16 protein-coding genes are annotated in these 18,796 nt (G+C 69.6%); 5 read left to right on the top strand and 11 right to left on the bottom strand.

What is annotated here, in order from left to right; all coding sequences use genetic code 11:
• Positions 1 to 33: 33 nt before the first annotated feature.
• On the bottom strand, positions 34 to 1,125 hold the full coding sequence (locus tag QN245_RS05750; protein WP_317844785.1) for a sterol desaturase family protein: 1,092 nt from the start codon (positions 1,123 to 1,125) through the stop codon (positions 34 to 36).
• A 101-nt stretch (positions 1,126 to 1,226) separates the two neighbouring features.
• Positions 1,227 to 2,465 carry an MFS transporter gene (locus tag QN245_RS05745; protein WP_317844784.1) on the bottom strand — a complete coding sequence of 413 codons (1,239 nt, stop codon included), beginning with the start codon at positions 2,463 to 2,465 and terminating at the stop codon, positions 1,227 to 1,229.
• Between the two features lie 30 nt (positions 2,466 to 2,495).
• Between QN245_RS05745 and QN245_RS05740 the strand changes: the two genes are divergently transcribed.
• Positions 2,496 to 3,326: an AraC family transcriptional regulator gene (locus tag QN245_RS05740; RefSeq protein WP_255421549.1), complete on the top strand. Its 831-nt coding sequence runs from the start codon at positions 2,496 to 2,498 to the stop codon at positions 3,324 to 3,326.
• A 135-nt stretch (positions 3,327 to 3,461) separates the two neighbouring features.
• On the opposite strand, the gene QN245_RS05735 is transcribed toward QN245_RS05740, so the two are convergent.
• Positions 3,462 to 3,833, bottom strand: a complete 372-nt coding sequence (locus tag QN245_RS05735) for a winged helix-turn-helix transcriptional regulator (RefSeq protein ID WP_167087993.1) — start codon at positions 3,831 to 3,833, stop codon at positions 3,462 to 3,464.
• 96 nt (positions 3,834 to 3,929) lie between these two features.
• Between QN245_RS05735 and QN245_RS05730 the strand changes: the two genes are divergently transcribed.
• Positions 3,930 to 4,679, top strand: coding sequence for an SDR family NAD(P)-dependent oxidoreductase (locus QN245_RS05730; protein ID WP_160969100.1), 750 nt, complete (start codon positions 3,930 to 3,932; stop codon positions 4,677 to 4,679).
• A gap of 66 nt (positions 4,680 to 4,745) precedes the next feature.
• Here the strand turns inward: QN245_RS05730 and QN245_RS05725 are convergent, their stop codons facing one another.
• Complete coding sequence (locus tag QN245_RS05725; protein WP_317844783.1) at positions 4,746 to 6,782, bottom strand: FUSC family protein; 2,037 nt, start codon at positions 6,780 to 6,782, stop codon at positions 4,746 to 4,748.
• A gap of 59 nt (positions 6,783 to 6,841) precedes the next feature.
• On the opposite strand from QN245_RS05725, the gene QN245_RS05720 reads away from it, so the two are divergent.
• Complete coding sequence (locus QN245_RS05720) at positions 6,842 to 7,780, top strand: LysR family transcriptional regulator (protein WP_317844782.1); 939 nt, start codon at positions 6,842 to 6,844, stop codon at positions 7,778 to 7,780.
• A gap of 204 nt (positions 7,781 to 7,984) precedes the next feature.
• Here the strand turns inward: QN245_RS05720 and QN245_RS05715 are convergent, their stop codons facing one another.
• Positions 7,985 to 9,271 (bottom strand): O-acetylhomoserine aminocarboxypropyltransferase/cysteine synthase family protein, encoded by a 1,287-nt coding sequence (locus tag QN245_RS05715; protein WP_317844781.1) that lies wholly within the window; start codon positions 9,269 to 9,271, stop codon positions 7,985 to 7,987.
• 184 nt (positions 9,272 to 9,455) lie between these two features.
• On the opposite strand from QN245_RS05715, the gene QN245_RS05710 reads away from it, so the two are divergent.
• Entirely contained in the window at positions 9,456 to 10,205 is a 750-nt protein-coding gene (locus tag QN245_RS05710) for a hypothetical protein (RefSeq protein ID WP_317844780.1), read from the top strand.
• A 215-nt stretch (positions 10,206 to 10,420) separates the two neighbouring features.
• Here the strand turns inward: QN245_RS05710 and QN245_RS05705 are convergent, their stop codons facing one another.
• Positions 10,421 to 11,011: an HAD-IA family hydrolase gene (locus tag QN245_RS05705; RefSeq protein ID WP_317844779.1), complete on the bottom strand. Its 591-nt coding sequence runs from the start codon at positions 11,009 to 11,011 to the stop codon at positions 10,421 to 10,423.
• Between the two features lie 68 nt (positions 11,012 to 11,079).
• Positions 11,080 to 13,665, bottom strand: coding sequence for an ATP-dependent chaperone ClpB (clpB, locus tag QN245_RS05700; protein WP_160969132.1), 2,586 nt, complete (start codon positions 13,663 to 13,665; stop codon positions 11,080 to 11,082).
• A gap of 215 nt (positions 13,666 to 13,880) precedes the next feature.
• Between clpB and QN245_RS05695 the strand changes: the two genes are divergently transcribed.
• Entirely contained in the window at positions 13,881 to 14,585 is a 705-nt protein-coding gene (locus tag QN245_RS05695; protein ID WP_317844778.1) for a glutathione S-transferase, read from the top strand.
• 310 nt (positions 14,586 to 14,895) lie between these two features.
• Here QN245_RS05695 and QN245_RS05690 read toward each other — a convergent pair whose 3' ends face one another.
• The 4 genes from QN245_RS05690 to QN245_RS05675 form a co-directional block, all read right to left on the bottom strand.
• Positions 14,896 to 15,729, bottom strand: coding sequence for a DUF3014 domain-containing protein (locus QN245_RS05690; RefSeq protein WP_317844777.1), 834 nt, complete (start codon positions 15,727 to 15,729; stop codon positions 14,896 to 14,898).
• Between the two features lie 341 nt (positions 15,730 to 16,070).
• On the bottom strand, positions 16,071 to 17,669 hold the full coding sequence (locus tag QN245_RS05685; RefSeq protein WP_317844776.1) for a hypothetical protein: 1,599 nt from the start codon (positions 17,667 to 17,669) through the stop codon (positions 16,071 to 16,073).
• Positions 17,670 to 17,768: 99 nt separating this feature from the next.
• On the bottom strand, positions 17,769 to 18,227 hold the full coding sequence (locus tag QN245_RS05680) for a GNAT family N-acetyltransferase (protein ID WP_317844775.1): 459 nt from the start codon (positions 18,225 to 18,227) through the stop codon (positions 17,769 to 17,771).
• Between the two features lie 70 nt (positions 18,228 to 18,297).
• Positions 18,298 to 18,777, bottom strand: a complete 480-nt coding sequence (locus QN245_RS05675; RefSeq protein WP_184645885.1) for a DUF3574 domain-containing protein — start codon at positions 18,775 to 18,777, stop codon at positions 18,298 to 18,300.
• Positions 18,778 to 18,796: the final 19 nt, after the last annotated feature.

Raw genomic sequence — 18,796 nt, 5'->3', positions numbered from 1 at the left:
AATCGAGCGCCCCTCAGCCGGCCATCAAGCCAATCACGCCCGCGGCGCCGACACCGGCACCGCGGGCGCCTCGGCATGCAGCGGCAGCCCCGCATGGTCCACCGGGATCGGCGCGTAGTCCTCGCCGAACGCCACCTCGCCCGGCGTCCATCCGGAGCGGCGCCGCACCGCGCCCCAGAAGCGCTTGAGTCCTTCCCACTGCAACGCGACCAGGCCCAGCTCGTTGTCTCGGTCCACCATCGGATCGCCCACTCCGGTCGGCCGCACCGGCTCGCCGTACAGCGCGGTGCCGAACAGCACGTCCCAGAACGCGAACACCTGGCCGAAGTTGCAGTTGTGCAGGCCGGGCCGCTCCGGGTCCACGCGCATGTGGTGCAGGCGATGGAACGGCGGATCGACCAGGAGTTTGTTGAGCACCGGGCCGAAGCCGAAACGCACGTTGGCGTGCGAAAGGTTCTGCACCAGTTCGCCGAGCAGCATCAACCAGGCGAACTCGTCGGCCTCGATGCCGAAGGCGATGCCCACCGCAGCAAGCACGAACGACTGCAGCATGCCGTCCAGGTAGTTGCTGCGGTCGTTGGCCCAGCAACTGAGCTGGCGTTGGCTGTGGTGCATGCTGTGCATCGCCCACCACCACGGCATCCAGTGCTGCACCCGGTGCATCCAGTAGTAGGTGAAGTCGTAGGCCAGGTAGTACAGCGCGAACAGCACCAGCGGATGCTGGTCCAGCCACGGCCAGGCATGGCGCAGGCCCGTCTCCGGCGCCGCCGCGGCATTGGGGTCGGCGCCGCCCAGTGCGTTGACCACCGGCGTCAGGATCAGGAACGAGAACAGCGGGAACACCCCGATCAGCATCAGCCAGGTGTAGTGGAAGTCGATGCGCGCCAGGCGCCGGTGTTCCCAGCGCTCGGCCGGCCACAGGCTCTCCAGCGGCCGGAACAGCACGCCGATGATGGACAGCTGCAGGGCCGCCACCAGCAGCGAGGCGGCGATGTCGTGCGGATCGTCGCTGAGCCCGGTCAGGTGCAGCGCCGCCAGCAGCGGCGCGACGGCGTGGCTGGCGACCAGGTCGACCAGCGTGGACCAGGCGTGGGCAATGGACGAGACCATGGCGATGACAGGCATGCGAAGACTGCGATGGGGGCGCGACGGCCGGCGCGACAGCATGCTGCCGCTGGCTTTCGCCAAGCTGTCCGTGCCGGCGGAGGCCGGTCGCGACCGCCGCGCTACTGCGCCGCAGCGGCGCCCGGGCGCCGGCTCGGCAGAAACGCCGCGACGATGCCCAGCAGCGGCAGGAACGACATCACCTGGTACACGAAGACGATGCCGCGTTGGTCGGCGAGCAGGCCCAGCACCGCCGCGCCCAGCCCGCCCATGCCGAAGGCGAAGCCGAAGAACAGCCCGGAGATAGTGCCGATACGTCCGGGCATCATCTCCTGCGCGTACACCAGGATCGCCGAGAACGCCGAGGACAGCACGAAGCCGATCACCACGGTCAATGCGGTGGCCGCATGCAGGCCCACGTGCGGCAGCGCCAGCGCGAACGGCGCCACGCCCAGGATCGATACCCAGATCACCGGCTTGCGGCCGATGCGGTCGCCGACCGGGCCGCCGATCAGCGTGCCCAGCGCCGAGGCCAGCAGGAACGCGAACAGGTGCAGCTGCGCGCTCTGCACCGAGAGGCCGAAGCGCTGGATCAGGTAGAACGTGTAGTAGCTGCTCAGCCCGGCGATGTAGAAGTACTTGGAGAAGATCAGCAGCAGCAGGATGCCGACGATCCGCACCACCGTGGCGCGCGGCAGCGCCGGCACCGCGGCGACCGGCCGCGGCGCCGCGCGCGCGGCCTGCAGGTGCAGCGCGTACCAGCGGCCGACGTAGGACAGCAAGGCGATACCGAGCAGCGCCGCACCGCCGAACCAGGCCACGCTGTGGCGGCCGTTGGGCACGATCACCGCCGCGGCGATCAGCGGCCCCAGCGCGGTACCGGTGTTGCCGCCGACCTGGAACACCGATTGGGCCAGGCCGTGGCGGCCGCCCGAGGCCAACCGCGCGATGCGCGAGGATTCGGGATGGAAGATCGCCGAGCCGATCCCGACCAGGGCCGCCGCCAGCAGCACCATGCCGAAGCTGGGCGCATAGGCCAGCAGCAACAGTCCGCACAGCGTGGAACCCATGCCCATCGGCAGCGAGTACGGCGCAGGCCGGCGGTCGGTGCGCAGCCCGATGAGCGGCTGGAACAGCGAGGCGGTGATCTGGTACGTGAGGGTGATCAGGCCGACCTGGGCGAAGCTGAGCTGGAACTGGCCCTTGAGCACCGGATACAGCGCCAGGATCAGCGACTGCATCATGTCGTTGATCAGGTGCGAGGAGGTGATCGCGGCCAGGACGCCGGAGGCGAGCTTGCGCGGGGCGGCGGTGCCAGTAGCTGAGGAAACGACGGGCGCGGCAGGACGCAGAGTGGACATGGCGGGACGGGCATTGCCGGAAGTGCGTGCATGGTAGGCTTCCCTGCCCCGACCTTCTTGCGCGACATGCCCAGCAACCATCGCAAAAAGGGCGCGCTGGTACCGCGCTCCACCCGCAATGCGGACGACGCGCCGGCCGATGTGGTGTGCAAGGCCGTCGACTACGCACCCGACAGCGCGATCGCCCCGCACCGGCATGCGCGCCATCAATTGATCTACGCGGCGTCCGGACTGATGGTGGTGCGTTCGGGCCAGGGCCACTGGGTGGTGCCGAGCACGCGGGCCCTGTGGATCCCCGCCGGCACCGAGCACAGCGTGCGCTGGATCGGCAGCTTGCACATGCGCAGCCTGTACATCCGTCCCACCGCCATCGCCGGCATGCCCGACACGCCGGCGGTGATGGCGGTGGAGCCGCTGCTGGAAGCGCTGATCCGCAGCGCCGCGGAGATCCCCTGGGACCATGCCGCCGACTCGCGCGACGGGCGGCTGATGCGGCTGATCCTGGACGAACTGCATGCGCTGCCGGCGCTGCCGCTGTACCTGCCGCAGCCGCGCGATCCGCGCCTGCTGCGCATCGCCGCCGCGCTCGACGCCGACCCGGCCGATGCCACCACCCTGCACGCCTGGGCCGCGGAACTGGGCGTGGACGTCAAGACCATCCAGCGCCTGTGCCAGCGCGAACTGCAGATGCGCTTCGGCCAGTGGCGGCAGCAGCTGCGCCTGCTGCGCGGGCTGGAGCGGCTGGCCGCCGGCGACCGCATCATCGACGTGGCGGTGGAACTGGGCTACGACAGTCCCAGCGCGTTCACCGCCATGTTCAAGCGCCAGTTCGGGCAGCCGCCGAGCCAGTTCTTCCGCTAGCGACGCAGGCATCGCGGCGGCGACGGCGCATCGACAGGGCGACGGCTAGCACCGGGCCAACACGACCGCGCTGTTCGCGCAGCCAGGCGCATGCGTCGAGACCATGAGCACCGCTAGCGGCCATGCCGCTGGCGATCAGGCGTCAGCTTTGGATTCGGAGACGGCGGACGCGCGACGCTCGCTGATGCGCTCGACCATCTGCATGTGCTGCGTGCCCCACTCGCACAGCCCTACCAGCGCCGCCGCCAGGGACTGCCCGAACGGCGTCAGCGAGTACTCGACCCTGGGCGGGATCTCCTGGAAATCGATGCGCGCAACGATCAGGTCGCGTTCCAGCTCCTTGAGCTGCTGGATCAGCACCTTGTCGGTCACCCCGCCGATGGCACGCCGCAACTCGCCGTAGCGGTGAACGTTCATCGCCAGGTTGTAGAGAATCAGCGGCTTCCACTTGCCGCTGAGCACGGACAGCGCGGCCTCGAGACCGCAACGGAATGTGGGGTTGGCCATGATCGTTCGCTCCGAAGGCACTTACCAAATGGTGCATACTATTCAAAATAATAGCTCAGATCTACAGTGGCGCCTCCCCATTCTCTGGAGCGCAGCATGAGCAGGCTCAACGGCAAGATTGCAGTGATCACCGGCGGCAACAGCGGCATCGGTCTGGCAAGCGCGATTCGCTTCGCGGCCGAAGGCGCACAGGTCGTCATCGTCGGGCGTCGGCAGGAGGAACTGGACAAGGCGCTGCGCCTGATCGGCGCCGACGCCATCGCCATTCAGGGCGACATTTCGAAGCTGGACGATCTGGACCGCGTCTTCGCCCAGATCCAGGCCGAAAAGGGCCGCATCGATGTGCTGTTCGCCAATGCCGGGCTGGGCGACTTCCTGCCGCTGGGCGCGATCACCGAGGAATCGTTCGACCGCACCTTCGGCATCAACGTCAAGGGCACCCTGTTCACCGTGCAAAAGGCCTTGCCGCTGATGCGTGCCGGCGGCTCGGTGATCCTCACCGGCTCGACCGCCGGCAGCACCGGCACGCCGGCCTTCAGCGTGTACAGCGCCAGCAAGGCCGCGCTGCGCAATTTCGCCAGGACCTGGGCGCTGGATCTGAAGGGCACCGGCATCCGTGTCAACGTGCTGTCGCCGGGACCGATCACGACGCCGGGCCTGGACACCGCCCTGTCCGGCACCGGCCAGCAGGACGCGATCCTCGCCGACATGACCGCGCAATTGCCGCTGGGTCGCATCGGCCGTGCGGAGGAAGTGGCGGCCACGGCCCTGTTCCTGGCCTCGGACGAGAGCAGCTTCATGACCGGCAGCGAAGTGTTCGTGGACGGCGGCCTCGCCCAGGTCTAGCGCCAGCCGGCGCCGGAGCAGGCCTGGATCGGCGCAGCCCGGCCTGTCGGTCGAATCGCGCGCCGATCAGGACTGCAGCGGCGCCGAGGGCGTCAGCGGCGCCTGGAGTTGCACGCTTTGCTGCGCGCCGGCCTGGAGATACTCGCGCGCGCAAAGCGCCATGTCCCACAGCAGCATCGCCGTGTGCCAGTGCGCCTGGGCCTGCACATCCTGGCGGTCGCCGGCCAGCGCCGCATGGTGGCGCGCCGCGCGCGTGGCCTGGTGCGCCACGCCCGGCAGGTCGCCGCGCGCGAGCCGGCGCAGCACCGCACGCACGCGGGGCCCCGGCGTGCCATCGGTCCGCGCCAGATCAAGCGCGTCGCTGCCCACGCCCAGCGCGCCGAGCAAGGCAGCCAGGTCGCGCTGCAGCGCCGTCTCCGGCAACGCGGCGGCCAGGCCCAGGCGCGCGCGCATGCGGTCGGCCATCAGGCCGAACCATGCCCGTCGTTTCATGCGCCCCGGATGACGCGCGATCGCCGCGAGATCGGCATCGACCGAACGTCGCAGCCTGCGCACGTACCGCTCGGCCCCACTGGGCAGCAGCACGGTGAACATCAGCACGCCGATGCCGATCCCCAGCAAGAGCGTCAACGCGCCGTTGAACAATTGCACCACCCCGGTATTGGTGCCATTGAGCGGCCCCACCAGATCGAGGAAGAAGATCGAGCCACTGGCGCCCAGCGCGGCGGTCGACGGCCGCCGCATCGCCACACCGGCCAGGATCAGGAACGGCGCCAGCACCACCGCCAGCCCGGCGAAATCCTCCACCCACGGCAGCAGCCAGACGATGCACACGAAGGCCGCCAGTGCCGCCAGCCCGGCGCCCTTGAGGAAGTCGAGACTGCCGAACACCGGATCGGGTCGGGTCGCATACAGCGCGCACACCACGCCGACGATGGTCACCATGCCCGAACCCGCACTCCAGCCGCTGTAGACCCAGAACAACGATGCCACCCCCACTGCCAGGAAGGCGCGCCATCCGTTGTACACCGCCTCGTGCAGGTCCCGATGGCGGCGCGTGGCGAAACGGCGGCGCGACGGCTGGCCCTGTTCGAACGCCGCCTGTTCGCGCTGGCTGGCCTGCATGTCGCGCACGATGTTGCGCGCGTGTTCCAGCGCGAAGGCGCGGTCGAAGGCCTCGCGCCGATGCGCACACAGCCGGCGCAGGCGGCGATGGCGCCGGTCGAGCAACCCCAGCGCGGCGGCCAGTTCTTCCTGGCCGGGCAACCGGCCCTCGGCACGCTGGACCAAGACGTCGTGCACGCCGCGCAACGCACGCGAAGGCGCGCGTCCATCCAGGCCGATCCGGCACGATTGCGCCGCCAACAGTTGCGCCAGCATCAGGTAACTGATGTGGCGCAGGCGCCCGCCCAGCCGCGCGATCTCGCGTGAGCGCGCGGCGGCATAGTCGACCGCATCGTTGAGCGCCAACGCGCTGGCGAAGAAGTCATGGATCTGCGTGCCTGTCGCCTCGCCGCGCAGCAGGCGCGCGGCCAGCGCGCTGCCCTGGCGCAGGTACGCCTCCAGCCGCGACTCCAGTGCCGGGCGCGGCGACGCCGGCGAGAAGATCGACGCCATCGCCCCTTCGACCACGATGCCGAGCAGGATCTCGGTGGCGCGCGCCACGGCGATGTCGAACACCTGCTGCGGATCGGCGGTGGAGGACATGCCCACGATCATCGCCGTGTAGCCGGCCAGCACCACGCCATAGCTGCGGAAGGGCGATACCAGGTTGGCCATGCCGGTGCACGCGCCCAGCCACAGCGCCAGCGCGATCATGAACAAGGGGGGCGCCTGGCCGAACAGGCCCATCAAGACCACCGCCACGCTGGCACCCGCCAGCGTGCCGACGATGCGGTTGCGTGCCTTGACCACGCTCATGCCGCGGTCGGCCTGGGCCACGATGAAGACCGTCATCGCCGCCCACTTGGGGTCTTCCATCGAACACAGCAGCGCGATGGCCAGCGCCAGCAGCGCGGCGGCCGTGGTCCGCAGCGCGAACCACAACGCGGGCGAAGGACGGAGACGGACCATCGACACCGGGTCGAAGCAGGGCAGGCGCATGGCCGTCATCGTAGAAGCAGACGGTCTGCAGGATAATGGCGCCACAGATGGATAGACTCTTGCCAGAAACGGGAGAAACCAGGCGCGCCGCCAGCGTGGACTTCGACAGCGTGCGGCTGTTCCTGCGCGTGGTCGAACAAGGCAGCCTGACCGCCGCCGCGCGCCAGGCACGCGTGCCGCTGACCAGCGTCAGCCGTCGCATCAAGGCGCTGGAACAGGCATTGGGCGTGCAACTCCTCCACCGCACCACCCGTCGGCTGGCGGTGTCCGAGGCCGGGCGCGCCTTCTACGCGCGCTGCGTGGAGGCCGAGCAGACCCTGCAGGATGCCGTGCAGGCCGCGCGCGACCTGCGCGCTCAGGCGCGCGGCACCCTGCGCGTGCTTGCCCCCTATGCGCTGGGCCTGCTGGTGCTGGAGCCGCAACTGGCGCGCTTCCGCCAGCGCCACCCAGGCGTGCAACTGGCGCTGACCTACGACGATCAGCCGCTGGACCTGCTCAGCCATGGCCTGGACGTTGCCGTCCATGTCGGGCCACCGGCCCACGCCAGCTACGTGGCGCGGCCATTGGGCGCCTCGCGCGGGATCCTGGTGAGCAGCCCCGAGTATCTGGCCCGCGCCGGCACGCCCACCCACCCCAGGGAGCTGCTCGGCCACGCCGTGCTCGCGGTGGGCGCGGATGCACCGTTGGTCCTCTGGGCATTGCGGCACAGCGCTGGCGAATCGATCGAGCTGACCCTGCGGCCGGTGCTGATTTCAAACGAATCGACCACGGTGATCCGCCAGGTCGTCCAAGGGGCCGGCATTGCCCTGCTCTCCCAGCCGCTGGTCCAGGCACGGCTGGACCAAGGCGAGCTGGTGCGACTGCTTCCAAGCTGGCAGCGCTGGCCGGATCTGGAGATCACCGCGCTGTATCCGCGGCGCGCCACCCAGGAACGCAAGGTCCGCGCCTTCGTCGACTTCCTGCTTGAGATCTTCGCCGATTGGCGCGTGTCCGATTGAAAGGCGCCTCTCATCACCTGCCTCCGGCACCATCGAGCCGGACGCGAGTTGCCCGGTAGGAGCGGCTTCAGCGGCGGCGGGCCTTCCCGGCAACGCCCCGTCGCGGCTGAAGCCGCTCCTACAGGACACTTCCTTGGGGTATTAGAGGTGCCCTGACGTCAAGCAGTTTGCAGAAGCTGCCATCGCGGCGATGCGGCCTCGCACTCAGGCCTGCGCCAGCGCCTGCTGCAGGTCGGCGCGCAGGTCGTCGATGTGCTCGATGCCCACCGACAGGCGCACCGTGTCCTCGCTGACGCCGCTGCGCTGCAGTTCCTCGGGCGAGAGCTGGCGATGCGTGGTGGACGCCGGATGCGTGGCCAGCGACTTGGCGTCGCCGATGTTGACCAGGCGGGTGAACAACTGCAGCGCGTCGAGGAAGCGCGCGCCGGCGGCACGGCCGCCGCGCAGGCCGAAGGTGAGCACGCCGGAGCCGTGCCCACGCAGGTACTTCTGCGCCAGCGCGTGTTCGGGATGGTCGGGCAGGCCGACATAGTTGACCCACTCCACCTTGGCTTCGCCCTGCAACTGCCGCGCCAGCGCCAGCGTGTTCTGGTTGATCCGGTCCATGCGCAGCGGCAGCGTCTCGATGCCCTGCAGGAGTTGGAAGGCATTGAACGGCGACAGCGCCGCGCCGGTGTTGCGCAGCGGCACCACCCGCGCGCGGCCGATGTAGGCGGCCTCGCCCAGCGCCTCGGTGTAGACCACGCCGTGGTAGCTCACGTCCGGCTCGTTGAGGCGACGGAAGCGCTGTGCGTGCGCCGCCCACGGGAAGCGCCCGGAATCGACGATCGCCCCGCCCAGGCTGGTGCCGTGGCCGCCCAGGTACTTGGTCAGCGAATGCACCACGATGTCGGCACCGAAGTCGAACGGCCGCAGCAGGTACGGCGTGGGCACGGTGTTGTCGACGATCAGCGGCACGCCGTGCGCGTGGGCGATGGCGGCGACCGCTTCCAGATCGGTGACATTGCCGCGCGGGTTGCCGATCGACTCGACGAAGATCGCCTTGGTACGGTCGTCGATCAGCCCGGCGAACGCGTCGGGATCGCGGTAGTCGGCAAAGCGGGTCTGGATCCCGGACAGCGGCAGCGTATGCGCGAACAGGTTGTAGGTGCCGCCGTACAGCGCGCTGGAGGAGACGATGTTGTCGCCGGCCTCGGCGATGGTCTGGATGGCGTAGGTCACCGCCGCCTGCCCGGAAGCCACCGCCAGCGCACCGATGCCGCCTTCCAGCGCGGCGATGCGCTGCTCCAGCACGTCGGTGGTGGGGTTCATGATGCGGCTGTAGATGTTGCCCTGCACCTTCAGGTCGAACAGGTCGGCGCCGTGCTGGGTGTCGTCGAAGGCATAGGCCACGGTCTGGTAGATCGGCACCGCCACCGCGCGGGTGGTCGGATCGGGACGGTAGCCGCCGTGCACAGCGATGGTTTCCAGCTTCCAGTTCGGGTCGGACATGGGCAGGTCTCGGCAACGGGAGCGCAGACGATAGCGCCGCGCGCGGCAGCGAATGCAAACCTGCGGTTATGAGGCCATGCCGTGGGGTTGTCAGCGCTCACGGGCTGTGCGGTTGGTCAGCCGCAACGACGCGACAGTGCCGGCGCGGCCTATGATGGACCACTCTTCCTGCGGGACGTTTGCGATGAAAGACGCCATCCGCTGCCTGCTCTGTCTGGGTTTCCTGGCGTTGCCCGCGACTGCAGCAGCCGCGCCGCCGGCCTACGCGATGGAACCCTGGAGCCAGCCCGGCATCTGCCAGGCGCAGCACCAGCGCCGGCTTGACGCTGCGGCGCACGCCGACAACGTCTCCACGCAGGTCTTGATGCAGCGCTTTCTCGACGTGCTCGACGCGGTGGTTGGCGGCGACACGACGGCGCTGAAGCTGGCCCATCTGTGCGATCGGCTCGATGTCGATCTGGTTGCCGGCGTGCTGCCGCCGTCGCGCCCCGAGCCGTGGAATCCCTCGCCACCGCCGCCAGTCGGCTACGTCTTCACCGCGTATGCCGAGGCCGCCGGCACGGCATTTCGGCAACGGATCGAAGCCACGTATACGCCGGAGCAGGCGTTGCTCTCGCTCTCCATCAGTTCGCCAGAGGACGCGCCCGTGGCCTCGGGGAGCGAGCTCGGCTTCCGCTATCGCGACATGCGCGATGCCTGCCCATTGCGCCTGGGCCAACTGGCGGACAGGCTCGCAGCCGCCGGATTCTCCAAGGAGTACTACGCGCTGGAGCCGCCCGCGCCGGACGCTGCCGACTCCGATTTCGGGGTCAGCGCCAGTTTCCGCCGCGACGCCCTTGCCGTCGGCGCCATGCTGCAGGGGCCGTTCGTCGACCAGCGCGCCCACCCGGAGGCGGCCTGCGTCGCGGAGATCACGCTGTCCCTCGCGAAATAGGCGCACGCGCCGGCACCTGACGAGACACGAACGCCAGCGCCGGATACGGCCGAGACGGTCTTGCGCGGCGGCAAGGGCGGATCGCCCCCGGCCGGGCCCATCCGGCTCGCTGTCAGCGTCGCCAACGCCACGCGGGTCCAGAGACTCGACGTTGCGGCACCGAACCCCGCGCCGGCGGGTGCGGGAAGATGCGTCGCTGCCGTAGCCGAGCGGGTTCAGTCTTCGCCGAGCGCACCCTGCGCGAGCAACCAGGCCCGCAATGCCGCGGCGCCGACGTAGCGCTCGGCGCGCAGGCCCAAGGCGCGCGCGGCCTCGATATTGGCAGCGGTGTCATCGACGAACAGCACCTCGTCCGCGCCCATCCCGAGCTGCGCGAGCGCATGCAGGAAGATCGCCGGCTCCGGTTTGATGGCGCCGACCTCGCTCGAATTCAGCACCGCATCGAATGCATCGGCGATGCCGAGTGCGTCCAGATCGCGCGGCAGCCGGGAAGTGGCGTTGCTCAGCAACACCACCGGCATGCGCTGCCGCACGTCCCGCAACAGCGCCAGCACGGGCTGATTGAGGCGGGCCGCCGTCGGCGCGGACCATGCGGCGACCAGCGCAGCGGCGTCCGCCTCGGGCGCCAGCGCAGCGATGCGCGCGGCCACCTCGGCGAGCCATTGCGCGTCGCTGGTCGCCCCGCGGATCGCCGGCTCCAGCAGCGCCGGCGCGAACGCCACCGCGCGCAGGCTGCCTGGCGGCACGCCGTGCGCGCGCTCCAATGCTGCGTCGTCGTCGGGCCACAGCCGCAGCACGCCGTCCATGTCCACCAGCAGCGCGCGCGCCGCAGACGCGACGGAACGCGCCTGCAGCGCTTGCCCGACGGGGCCCATCAGGCCTTTTCGAACACCAGGCGGCCGCCCTCGGCCTCGACCTTGATGGTGTCGCCGCTGAGGAACTGGCCGGACAGGATCTGCTGCGCCAGCGGATTCTCCAGTTGCGCCTGGATCGCGCGCTTCAGCGGGCGCGCACCGTACACCGGATCGAAGCCGACATTGCCGAGCAACTCCAGCGCACGCTCGCCCAGCTCGATCTTCAACCCGCGCTCGGCCAGGCGCTTCTCCAGGCCGTGCAACTGGATGCGCGCGATCGACTTGATCTGCGCCTTGTCCAGCGGATGGAACACCACGATGTCGTCCAGGCGGTTGATGAACTCCGGGCGGAAATGCGCCTGCACCACGCCCATCACCGCCGCCTTCATCTGCGTGTAGGCCTCGGCGCTGCCGTCGCCGCTCAGCTCCTGGATCTGGTGCGAGCCCAGGTTGGAGGTCATCACGATGACGGTGTTGCGGAAGTCCACGGTGCGGCCCTGGCCGTCGGTGAGGCGGCCGTCGTCGAGCACCTGCAGCAGGATGTTGAACACGTCGCTGTGCGCCTTCTCGACCTCGTCGAGCAGGATCAGCGAATACGGCCTGCGCCGCACCGCCTCGGTGAGGTAACCGCCTTCCTCATAGCCGACGTAGCCCGGAGGCGCGCCGATCAGCCGCGCCACCGAGTGCTTCTCCATGAACTCGCTCATGTCGATGCGGATCATCGCGTCGCTGCTGTCGAACAGGAACTCGGCCAGCGCCTTGCACAGCTCGGTCTTGCCGACGCCGGTGGGGCCCAGGAACAGGAACGAGCCGCTGGGCCGGTTCGGATCGGACAGGCCGGCACGCGAGCGGCGCACCGCGTCGGACACCACCTTGATCGCCTCTTCCTGGCCGACCACGCGCTGGTGCAGTTCGTCCTCCATGCGCAGCAGCTTGTCGCGCTCGCCCTCAAGCATCTTGTTGACCGGGATACCGGTCCAGCGCGACACCACCTCGGCGATCTCCTCGGCGGTGACGCGGTCCTGCACCAGCTTGAAGTCGTGCTGCTCGGCCTCGTTGGCCGCGGCCAGCTGCTTCTCCAAGTTCGGCAGCAGGCCGTACTGGATCTCGCTCATCTTGGCATAGTCCTGGCGCCGCTGCGCCGCCTCCAGTTCCACGCGCGCCTGCTCGATCTGCTCCTTGATCTTGGTCGCGCCCTGCAGCGCGGCCTTCTCCGACTTCCACACCTCGTCCAGGTCGGAGAACTCGCGCTCGAGCTTGTCGATGTCGCTTTCCAGGTCGGCCAGGCGCTGCCGCGAGGCGTCGTCCTTCTCCTTCTTCAGCATCTCGCGCTGGATCTTGAGCTGGATCAGGCGCCGCTCCAGGCGGTCAAGTTCCTCCGGCTTGGAGTCGATCTCCATGCGGATGCGGCTGGCCGCCTCGTCCATCAGGTCGATGGCCTTGTCCGGCAGTTGGCGGTCGGTGATATAGCGATTGGACAGCGTGGCCGCGGCGACGATCGCCGGGTCGGTGATCTCCACGCCGTGGTGCACCGCGTAGCGCTCCTTGAGCCCGCGCAGGATGGCGATGGTGTCCTCCACCGACGGCTCGCCGACGAACACCTTCTGGAAGCGCCGCTCCAGCGCCGCGTCCTTCTCGATGTACTTGCGGTACTCGTCCAGGGTGGTGGCGCCGATGCAGTGCAGCTCGCCGCGCGCCAGCGCCGGCTTGAGCATGTTGCCCGCGTCCATGGCGCCATCGGCCTTGCCGGCGCCGACCATGGTGTGCAGCTCGTCGATGAACAGGATGATCTGGCCTTCGTTCTTGGACAGGTCGTTGAGCACGCCCTTGAGCCGTTCCTCGAACTCGCCGCGGAACTTGGCGCCGGCGATCAGCGCGCCCATGTCCAGCGACAGCACGCGCTTGCCGCGCAGGCCTTCCGGCACCTCGCCGTTGACGATACGCTGGGCCAGGCCCTCGACGATCGCGGTCTTGCCGACGCCGGGCTCGCCGATCAGCACCGGGTTGTTCTTGGTGCGCCGCTGCAGCACCTGGATGGTACGGCGGATTTCCTCGTCGCGCCCGATCACCGGATCGAGCTTGCCGCTCTCGGCGCGCGCGGTGAGGTCGATGGTGTACTTCTCCAGCGCCTGGCGCTGTTCCTCGGCGTTCTCCGACTGCACGGTCTCGCCGCCGCGCAGCTTGTCGATGGCGGCCTCGAGCTTCTTCTTGTCGGCGCCGGCGGCGCGCAGCGCCAGGCCCAGCGCGCCGCTGTCGTCGGCGGCGGCCAGCACGAACCACTCGCTGGCGATGAACTGGTCGTTGTGCTGCTGTGCCAGCTTGTCGGTCTGGTTGAGCAAGCGGCTGAGGTCGTTGCCCATCGACAGGTTGCCGGGCTGGCCGCTGACCTTGGGCAATTTTTCCAGCGCCTCGCCGAGCCGCTCGCGCAGCACCGGCACGTTGACGCCGGCCTGCGCCAGCAACGGCCGGGTGCTGCCGCCGGCCTGGTCGAGCAGCGCCACGAACACGTGTACCGGCTCGATGATGGTGTGATCGCGGCCCACGGCCAGCGACTGCGCGTCGGCCAGGGCCTGCTGGAAGCGCGAGGTGAGCTTGTCCATCCGCATCGGGAAGTCCTCTGTCATGAAGGGCCGGCCGTGCCGGCATGCCAGCAAAATGCGGCTGTCCGCCCCTGTTTCAAGGCCGGCGGCGATCGCCGTAGACGGCGGACGGCCATCGCCGCGGTCCAGGACCGCCACGGCCGCCGCCTCCCGGCGGTCACACGCCGCTACCGGAACGGCGGCTACCCTCGGCGCTCTCGTCCCCACGCGCAGGAGCCGCCATGCACTATGAGCTTTACTACTGGACCGGCATCCAGGGCTGCGGCGAGTTCGTGCGGCTGGCGTTGGAGGATGCCGGCGCCGGCTATCGCGACGTGGCCCGCGAGCAGGGCGACGCGGCGATGCAGCCCTTCCTCGACGGCGCTCATGCCGGTGCGCGCCCGTTCGCGCCGCCGTTCCTCAAGGCCGGCCGGTTGGTGATCGCGCAGGTCGCCAACATCCTGCACTTCCTCGGCCCATCGCTGGGCCTGGTGCCGGACAGCGAATCGCGGCGACTGCAGGCACTGCAACTGCAATTGACCATCGCCGATCTGGTCACCGAAATCCACGACAGCCACCACCCCATCGCCAGCGGGCTCTACTACGAAGACCAGCAAGCCGAAGCGCGGCGCCGCGCCGAGGACCTGCGCACGCAGCGGCTGCCGAAGTTCCTGGGCTATTTCGAGCAGGTGCTGGACCAGGGCGGCGGGCGCCACGCGCTGCGCGAGCATTCCTACGTGGATCTGTCGTTGTTCCAACTGATGAGCGGGCTGGACTACGCGTTCCCGCAGGCGATGAAACGGCTCTCGCCGAAGTTGCCGCGGCTGCGCGCGTTGCAGCAGCGCGTGTGCGAGCGTCCGGGCATCGCCACCTACCTGGCCTCGCCACGGCGCCTGCCGTTCAACGAGAACGGCATCTTCCGGCATTACCCGGAGTTGGATGGTTGAGCGGGGCTGTACGTCCGGCATCGGCCTGCCACGTCCGGTTGAAAAACAGCCGTCATGCCGTGGTGATCTCCCACTTGGCAATGACAGGGATGGTGTAGCGCGTCGGGACTGAAGTCCCTCCCACAAGGGCGCTTCAGGCGTGGCCATATGCACTTCCCGCCGGAGCGGCTCGACATGGCCTCGGACCATCAGCCGCGACGGGCGTTACCGGTAATGCCCATCGCAGCTGAAGCCACTCCTACAAAAAACAAAAAACCCGCAGACGCGGCCGCATGGCGCGGCAAGCGCCTCCCCTGGCTCGCCCTGTCGCTCAGGTCCGCGTCAGCGCCTCGCGCACCGCACGCAATTGCGCCTTGACCGCGGCGGCCTGGGTCGGGCCCATGCGCAGCAGCGCCTTCTGCCCGATCGACAGCGACTCCAGCGCCGGATCGACGAAGCCGTACTTGCCGCGCACCGGATCGACCACCACCGCCAGCGGACCCTTGGGCGTCGGGGTCTGCAGCAGATGGTCGATCACCTGCACCAGGCGATCGTTGAAGTAGCCCTGCGGATAGCCCAGTTCCACGTAGGCCTGCTGGAACAGCGGATAGAAGCGCCGGTATGCCGCCACCGCCGTCGCCGGATCGGCGCGGGTGAACGCCTCCACGTAGGGCGCATAGCGTTGTGCGTTGGCATCGGCAATGACGCTGACGCCGCTGGCATCGGTACTTACCTGCAGCTCGCCCGGCACCGGCTTGAGCGCCAACGCGCGCGAGGTGACGCGGCGCTGGGTCAGGTTGTCGACCATGGTCACCAGGCGCTGGATCAGGTGGTCGCGCAGCAGCAGCGCCAGCGTCCCATCGCCGCCGGCCAGCGCGCTCAGTGCCGCCCAGGCGGCATCGTCGCTGGCGGCCAGGGCCGGAATCGCCGCATCGGCGGCTTCCGCCGCATCGATGGGGTGCTGGATCGGCGGTGGCGTTGCGGCCGCGGCCGGCGCGTCGGGTGCTGCAGGCGGGACGGCGGCGGGCGCTGGCGCGACCGCGGCAGGTGCCGGCGCGGCGGTGGGCCACAGCGCCGCGATGTTGTCGCGGAACAACCACGCCGCGGCGGCGGCCACCAGCACGGCGACCAGGATCCACGGCCAGAACGAATGACGCGGCTGCATGGGATGCACATCTCCATTGGACAGTGAAGCTGTGACCGCGGCGGTGCGCCCCGGTTCCAGCGCGGGACGGCCAGCGTTCAGCCTGGGCGCACATCAATCGAAGAACGCTTTCACTGTTGTCGCGGTGCGGCGCGCCATGGGAGGTGATGACTGGCAGACCTCAAGCATTCGGTCTGCGACGCATCCTCGCGCCGCAGGGCGCTAGCTGCGCGGCGGCTGGGCACTATCCGGGAGGCCGCAGCGACGCGCGCACCAGCAACGAAGCGACCACGGCCGGCTTGCGATCGAACGGCAGCCGCACGACCACCGCACGCGAGGCGGAAAGCGTGCCGCAGCGCCGCTCACTCCACCAGCACCGCGCGCGGCTTCTGCAGCGAGAGCAGGCCGAGCAGTGCGGCCAGCACCAGGTAGCCGCCGACGAACTGCCAGGCGATCAGCTTCGGCACGCCGCTCAGGGTCCACGGCAGGTACAGGCCGCCGCGCGGGTCCACCGAATGGATCAGCCCGAACAGGGTCAGTCCCGCCGCCACCAGCAGGAACACCGCAGCGCGGCGCAGCCTGCCGTCGACCATCGCCGCCACCGTGGCGATCCACAGCATCGCGGTGATGATGAAGCCGTTGCCCAGGGTCAGGATCACCGCCAGCTCGGGCAGCCCGTGGCCATCCAGGGTGGTGGTGAGTTTGGCCAGCTGCTCCGGGGCGATCCAGCCCGGCGCCTTGATCGCCAGCAGGTACGCCACCGACGGCAGGAAACCCAGCACCATCGCCCCGGCATGGCGCTTGGGCGTGGCCTGGAAGGCCTGGGTGGTGATGTCGATGGCGACGTAGACGATGATCGGCGCCAGCACCGCCATCGGCAGCCACTGCACCAGGCCGGCGACCAGCCCGAACATGCCGCCCAGGCCGATGAACAGGCCGGTCAGCAGGGTGTAGCCGCTGCGCGCGCCCATGTGCTTGTAGGCCGGCTGGCCGATGTACGGCGTGGTCTGGGCGACGCCGCCGCAGGCACCGGCGATCAGGGTCGCGCCGGCTTCGACCAGCAGGATGTCGCGGGTGCGGTAGTCGTCGCCGGCGGCGCGCGCGCTTTCGCTGACGTTGATGCCGCCGACCACCATCAGCAGGCCGAACGGCAGCAGCAGCGGCAGCAACGGCACCGTGTCGGCCAGGCCTGCGACGAAGCCCAGGCTCGGCCACGGCAGCACCAGCTGCGGCGCGATCCACTGCGGCGCCTGGTGGCCGGGAATGCCGAAGCCGGCCGCATTGGCCCAGTAGTACAGGCCGGTGCCCAGCGCCAGCGCCAGCGGTACCCCGGGCAGGCGCCACGGCAGCCGCCCCTTGGCGATCAGCACGTACAGCAGCAGGCCCAGCACCACCAGCCCGACCAGCGGCGTGCGCAGCGTCTCCAGCAGCGGCAGGAAGCCCATCAACACGATCGCGATGCCGGCGATGGAGCCGAGCAGCGCGGCGCGCGGCAGCGCGCGGGTGACCGCGTCGCCGAAGAACGACAGCACCGTCTTCAGCACGCCCATCACCACCAGCGCGGCCATGCCCAGGTGCCAGGTGGCCAGCGCCGCGGCCTGCGGATCCAGGCCCTGCTGCTTGTAGCGCACGAAGGCCGGGCCGAGCACCAGCAGGGCCATGCCGATGCTGGTCGGTGCGTCCAGGCCCAGCGGCATCGCGGTCACGTCGCTGCGCCCGCTGCGCGCGGCCAGCCGCCGCGCCATCCACGTGTACAGCAGATTGCCGACCAGCACGCCGAAGGCGGTGCCGGGAATCATCCGGGTGTAGATGACCTCGGCGGGGAACTGGAACAAGCCGACCAGGGCCAGGGTGATGAAACCGAGGATCGACAGGTTGTCGACCACCAGGCCGAAGAAGCCGTTGAGGTCGCCGGCGACGAACCAACGCGGACGCGGCGAGACAGGAGCGGGAGTGGACATGCGGGCAGTGGCGGCGTGGGGGTCGAGGGATGGTAAGGGGAAGCGGTGCCGCAAGAACGCTGCACGCGCAGGATGCCGTTTTCCGGCGACGACGCGCCGCTACGGCGACAGCGGCAGATGCAGGAACTGATTGAACGCACTCGGCACGTAGTCGCCGAACGCCGGCCCGTTGCGGAAGCCGCGCCGCCGGTACAACGCCAGCGCCGCCTCGAACGCCGCGCCGCTGCCGGTTTCCAGGCTCAGCCGCTGCAGACCCTCGGCGCGGGCGACCGCGATCATATGCTCGAGCAGCGCCGCGGCCGCACCCTGCCGCAGGAACGCCGGATGCGTGCGCATCGACTTCAGCTCGCCGCCGCCATCGCCGAGCACGCGCAGCGCACCGACCGCAGCCAGCGCGTCGTCGCGCCACACGCTCCATACCCGTACGTCGGTGCGCCGCAGACCGGAAACATCCAGCGCATACACGCTCCCTGGCGGCGACTGCGCGTGCATCTGCTGCAGGTGGTACTCCAGCAACCCACGCACCGCCGGATCGTCGAGATCACCGGGCCGAATCACGAACGGCCCCACCATCACCGCAGCACCCCGCCCTTGCGAATCCCCAATCCCCACTCACGAATCCCCGCCGTCAAAACGACACGTCCACCGGCGACCGCGCCCACAGCACCGACTGGTGGCCGGTGGCCTGCTTCCACGCCAACCGGATCGCCTCGATGTCGGCGCGGCGCTGCGGCGTGTCCTCGTGCAGGATCACCAGCACCTTGGTGTTGAGCCGGTTCGGCTCCTTGGCGCCGCGGAACAGCCACTGGCCGTAGGCGTCGAACACGGTCAGGCCATCGGGAAAGCGTGGCGTGACCTCCTGGTCCAGGAACGCGCGCCAGCGCGCCTCGCTGATCGGCTCGGCCTGCGGGCGGTCGGCCGGGCCGCTCTCCTCGCCCACGCCGAAGTACAGCTCGCTGCGCACCCAACCACTGGCCTGCCCCGGCCGCGCCGCATCGCCCTGCAGCGTCGCGCTGACCTTGCTCGGCGCGGTGGACGCGGTGGGCGCGACGCTGGCGCAGGCGCTCAGGGCCAGGAGGACGGCGATCAACGGGGCACGCAGCAGCATCGGCAGGGTCTCGGTCGGA

The organism is Xanthomonas rydalmerensis (genome assembly GCF_033170385.1).
Taxonomy (GTDB): domain Bacteria; phylum Pseudomonadota; class Gammaproteobacteria; order Xanthomonadales; family Xanthomonadaceae; genus Xanthomonas_A; species Xanthomonas_A rydalmerensis.
The sequence above is the reverse complement of the archived record's forward strand: the minus strand, read 5'-3'. Positions and strand labels throughout refer to the sequence as shown.

Excerpts from the sequence above, each read along its gene's own strand:
- clpB (WP_160969132.1), bottom strand. The coding sequence starts at position 13,665 with ATGCGGATGGACAAGCTCACCTCGCGCTTCCAGCAGGCCCTGGCCGAC.
- QN245_RS05715 (WP_317844781.1), bottom strand. The coding sequence starts at position 9,271 with ATGTCCGACCCGAACTGGAAGCTGGAAACCATCGCTGTGCACGGCGGC.
- QN245_RS05675 (WP_184645885.1), bottom strand. The coding sequence starts at position 18,777 with ATGCTGCTGCGTGCCCCGTTGATCGCCGTCCTCCTGGCCCTGAGCGCC.
- QN245_RS05735 (WP_167087993.1), bottom strand. The coding sequence starts at position 3,833 with ATGGCCAACCCCACATTCCGTTGCGGTCTCGAGGCCGCGCTGTCCGTG.
- QN245_RS05725 (WP_317844783.1), bottom strand. The coding sequence starts at position 6,782 with ATGCGCCTGCCCTGCTTCGACCCGGTGTCGATGGTCCGTCTCCGTCCT.
- QN245_RS05745 (WP_317844784.1), bottom strand. The coding sequence starts at position 2,465 with ATGTCCACTCTGCGTCCTGCCGCGCCCGTCGTTTCCTCAGCTACTGGC.
- QN245_RS05690 (WP_317844777.1), bottom strand. The coding sequence starts at position 15,729 with ATGCAGCCGCGTCATTCGTTCTGGCCGTGGATCCTGGTCGCCGTGCTG.
- QN245_RS05705 (WP_317844779.1), bottom strand. The coding sequence starts at position 11,011 with ATGGACGGCGTGCTGCGGCTGTGGCCCGACGACGACGCAGCATTGGAG.
- QN245_RS05695 (WP_317844778.1), top strand. The coding sequence starts at position 13,881 with ATGCACTATGAGCTTTACTACTGGACCGGCATCCAGGGCTGCGGCGAG.
- QN245_RS05740 (WP_255421549.1), top strand. The coding sequence starts at position 2,496 with ATGGTAGGCTTCCCTGCCCCGACCTTCTTGCGCGACATGCCCAGCAAC.
- QN245_RS05750 (WP_317844785.1), bottom strand. The coding sequence starts at position 1,125 with ATGCCTGTCATCGCCATGGTCTCGTCCATTGCCCACGCCTGGTCCACG.
- QN245_RS05730 (WP_160969100.1), top strand. The coding sequence starts at position 3,930 with ATGAGCAGGCTCAACGGCAAGATTGCAGTGATCACCGGCGGCAACAGC.
- QN245_RS05710 (WP_317844780.1), top strand. The coding sequence starts at position 9,456 with ATGAAAGACGCCATCCGCTGCCTGCTCTGTCTGGGTTTCCTGGCGTTG.
- QN245_RS05685 (WP_317844776.1), bottom strand. The coding sequence starts at position 17,669 with ATGTCCACTCCCGCTCCTGTCTCGCCGCGTCCGCGTTGGTTCGTCGCC.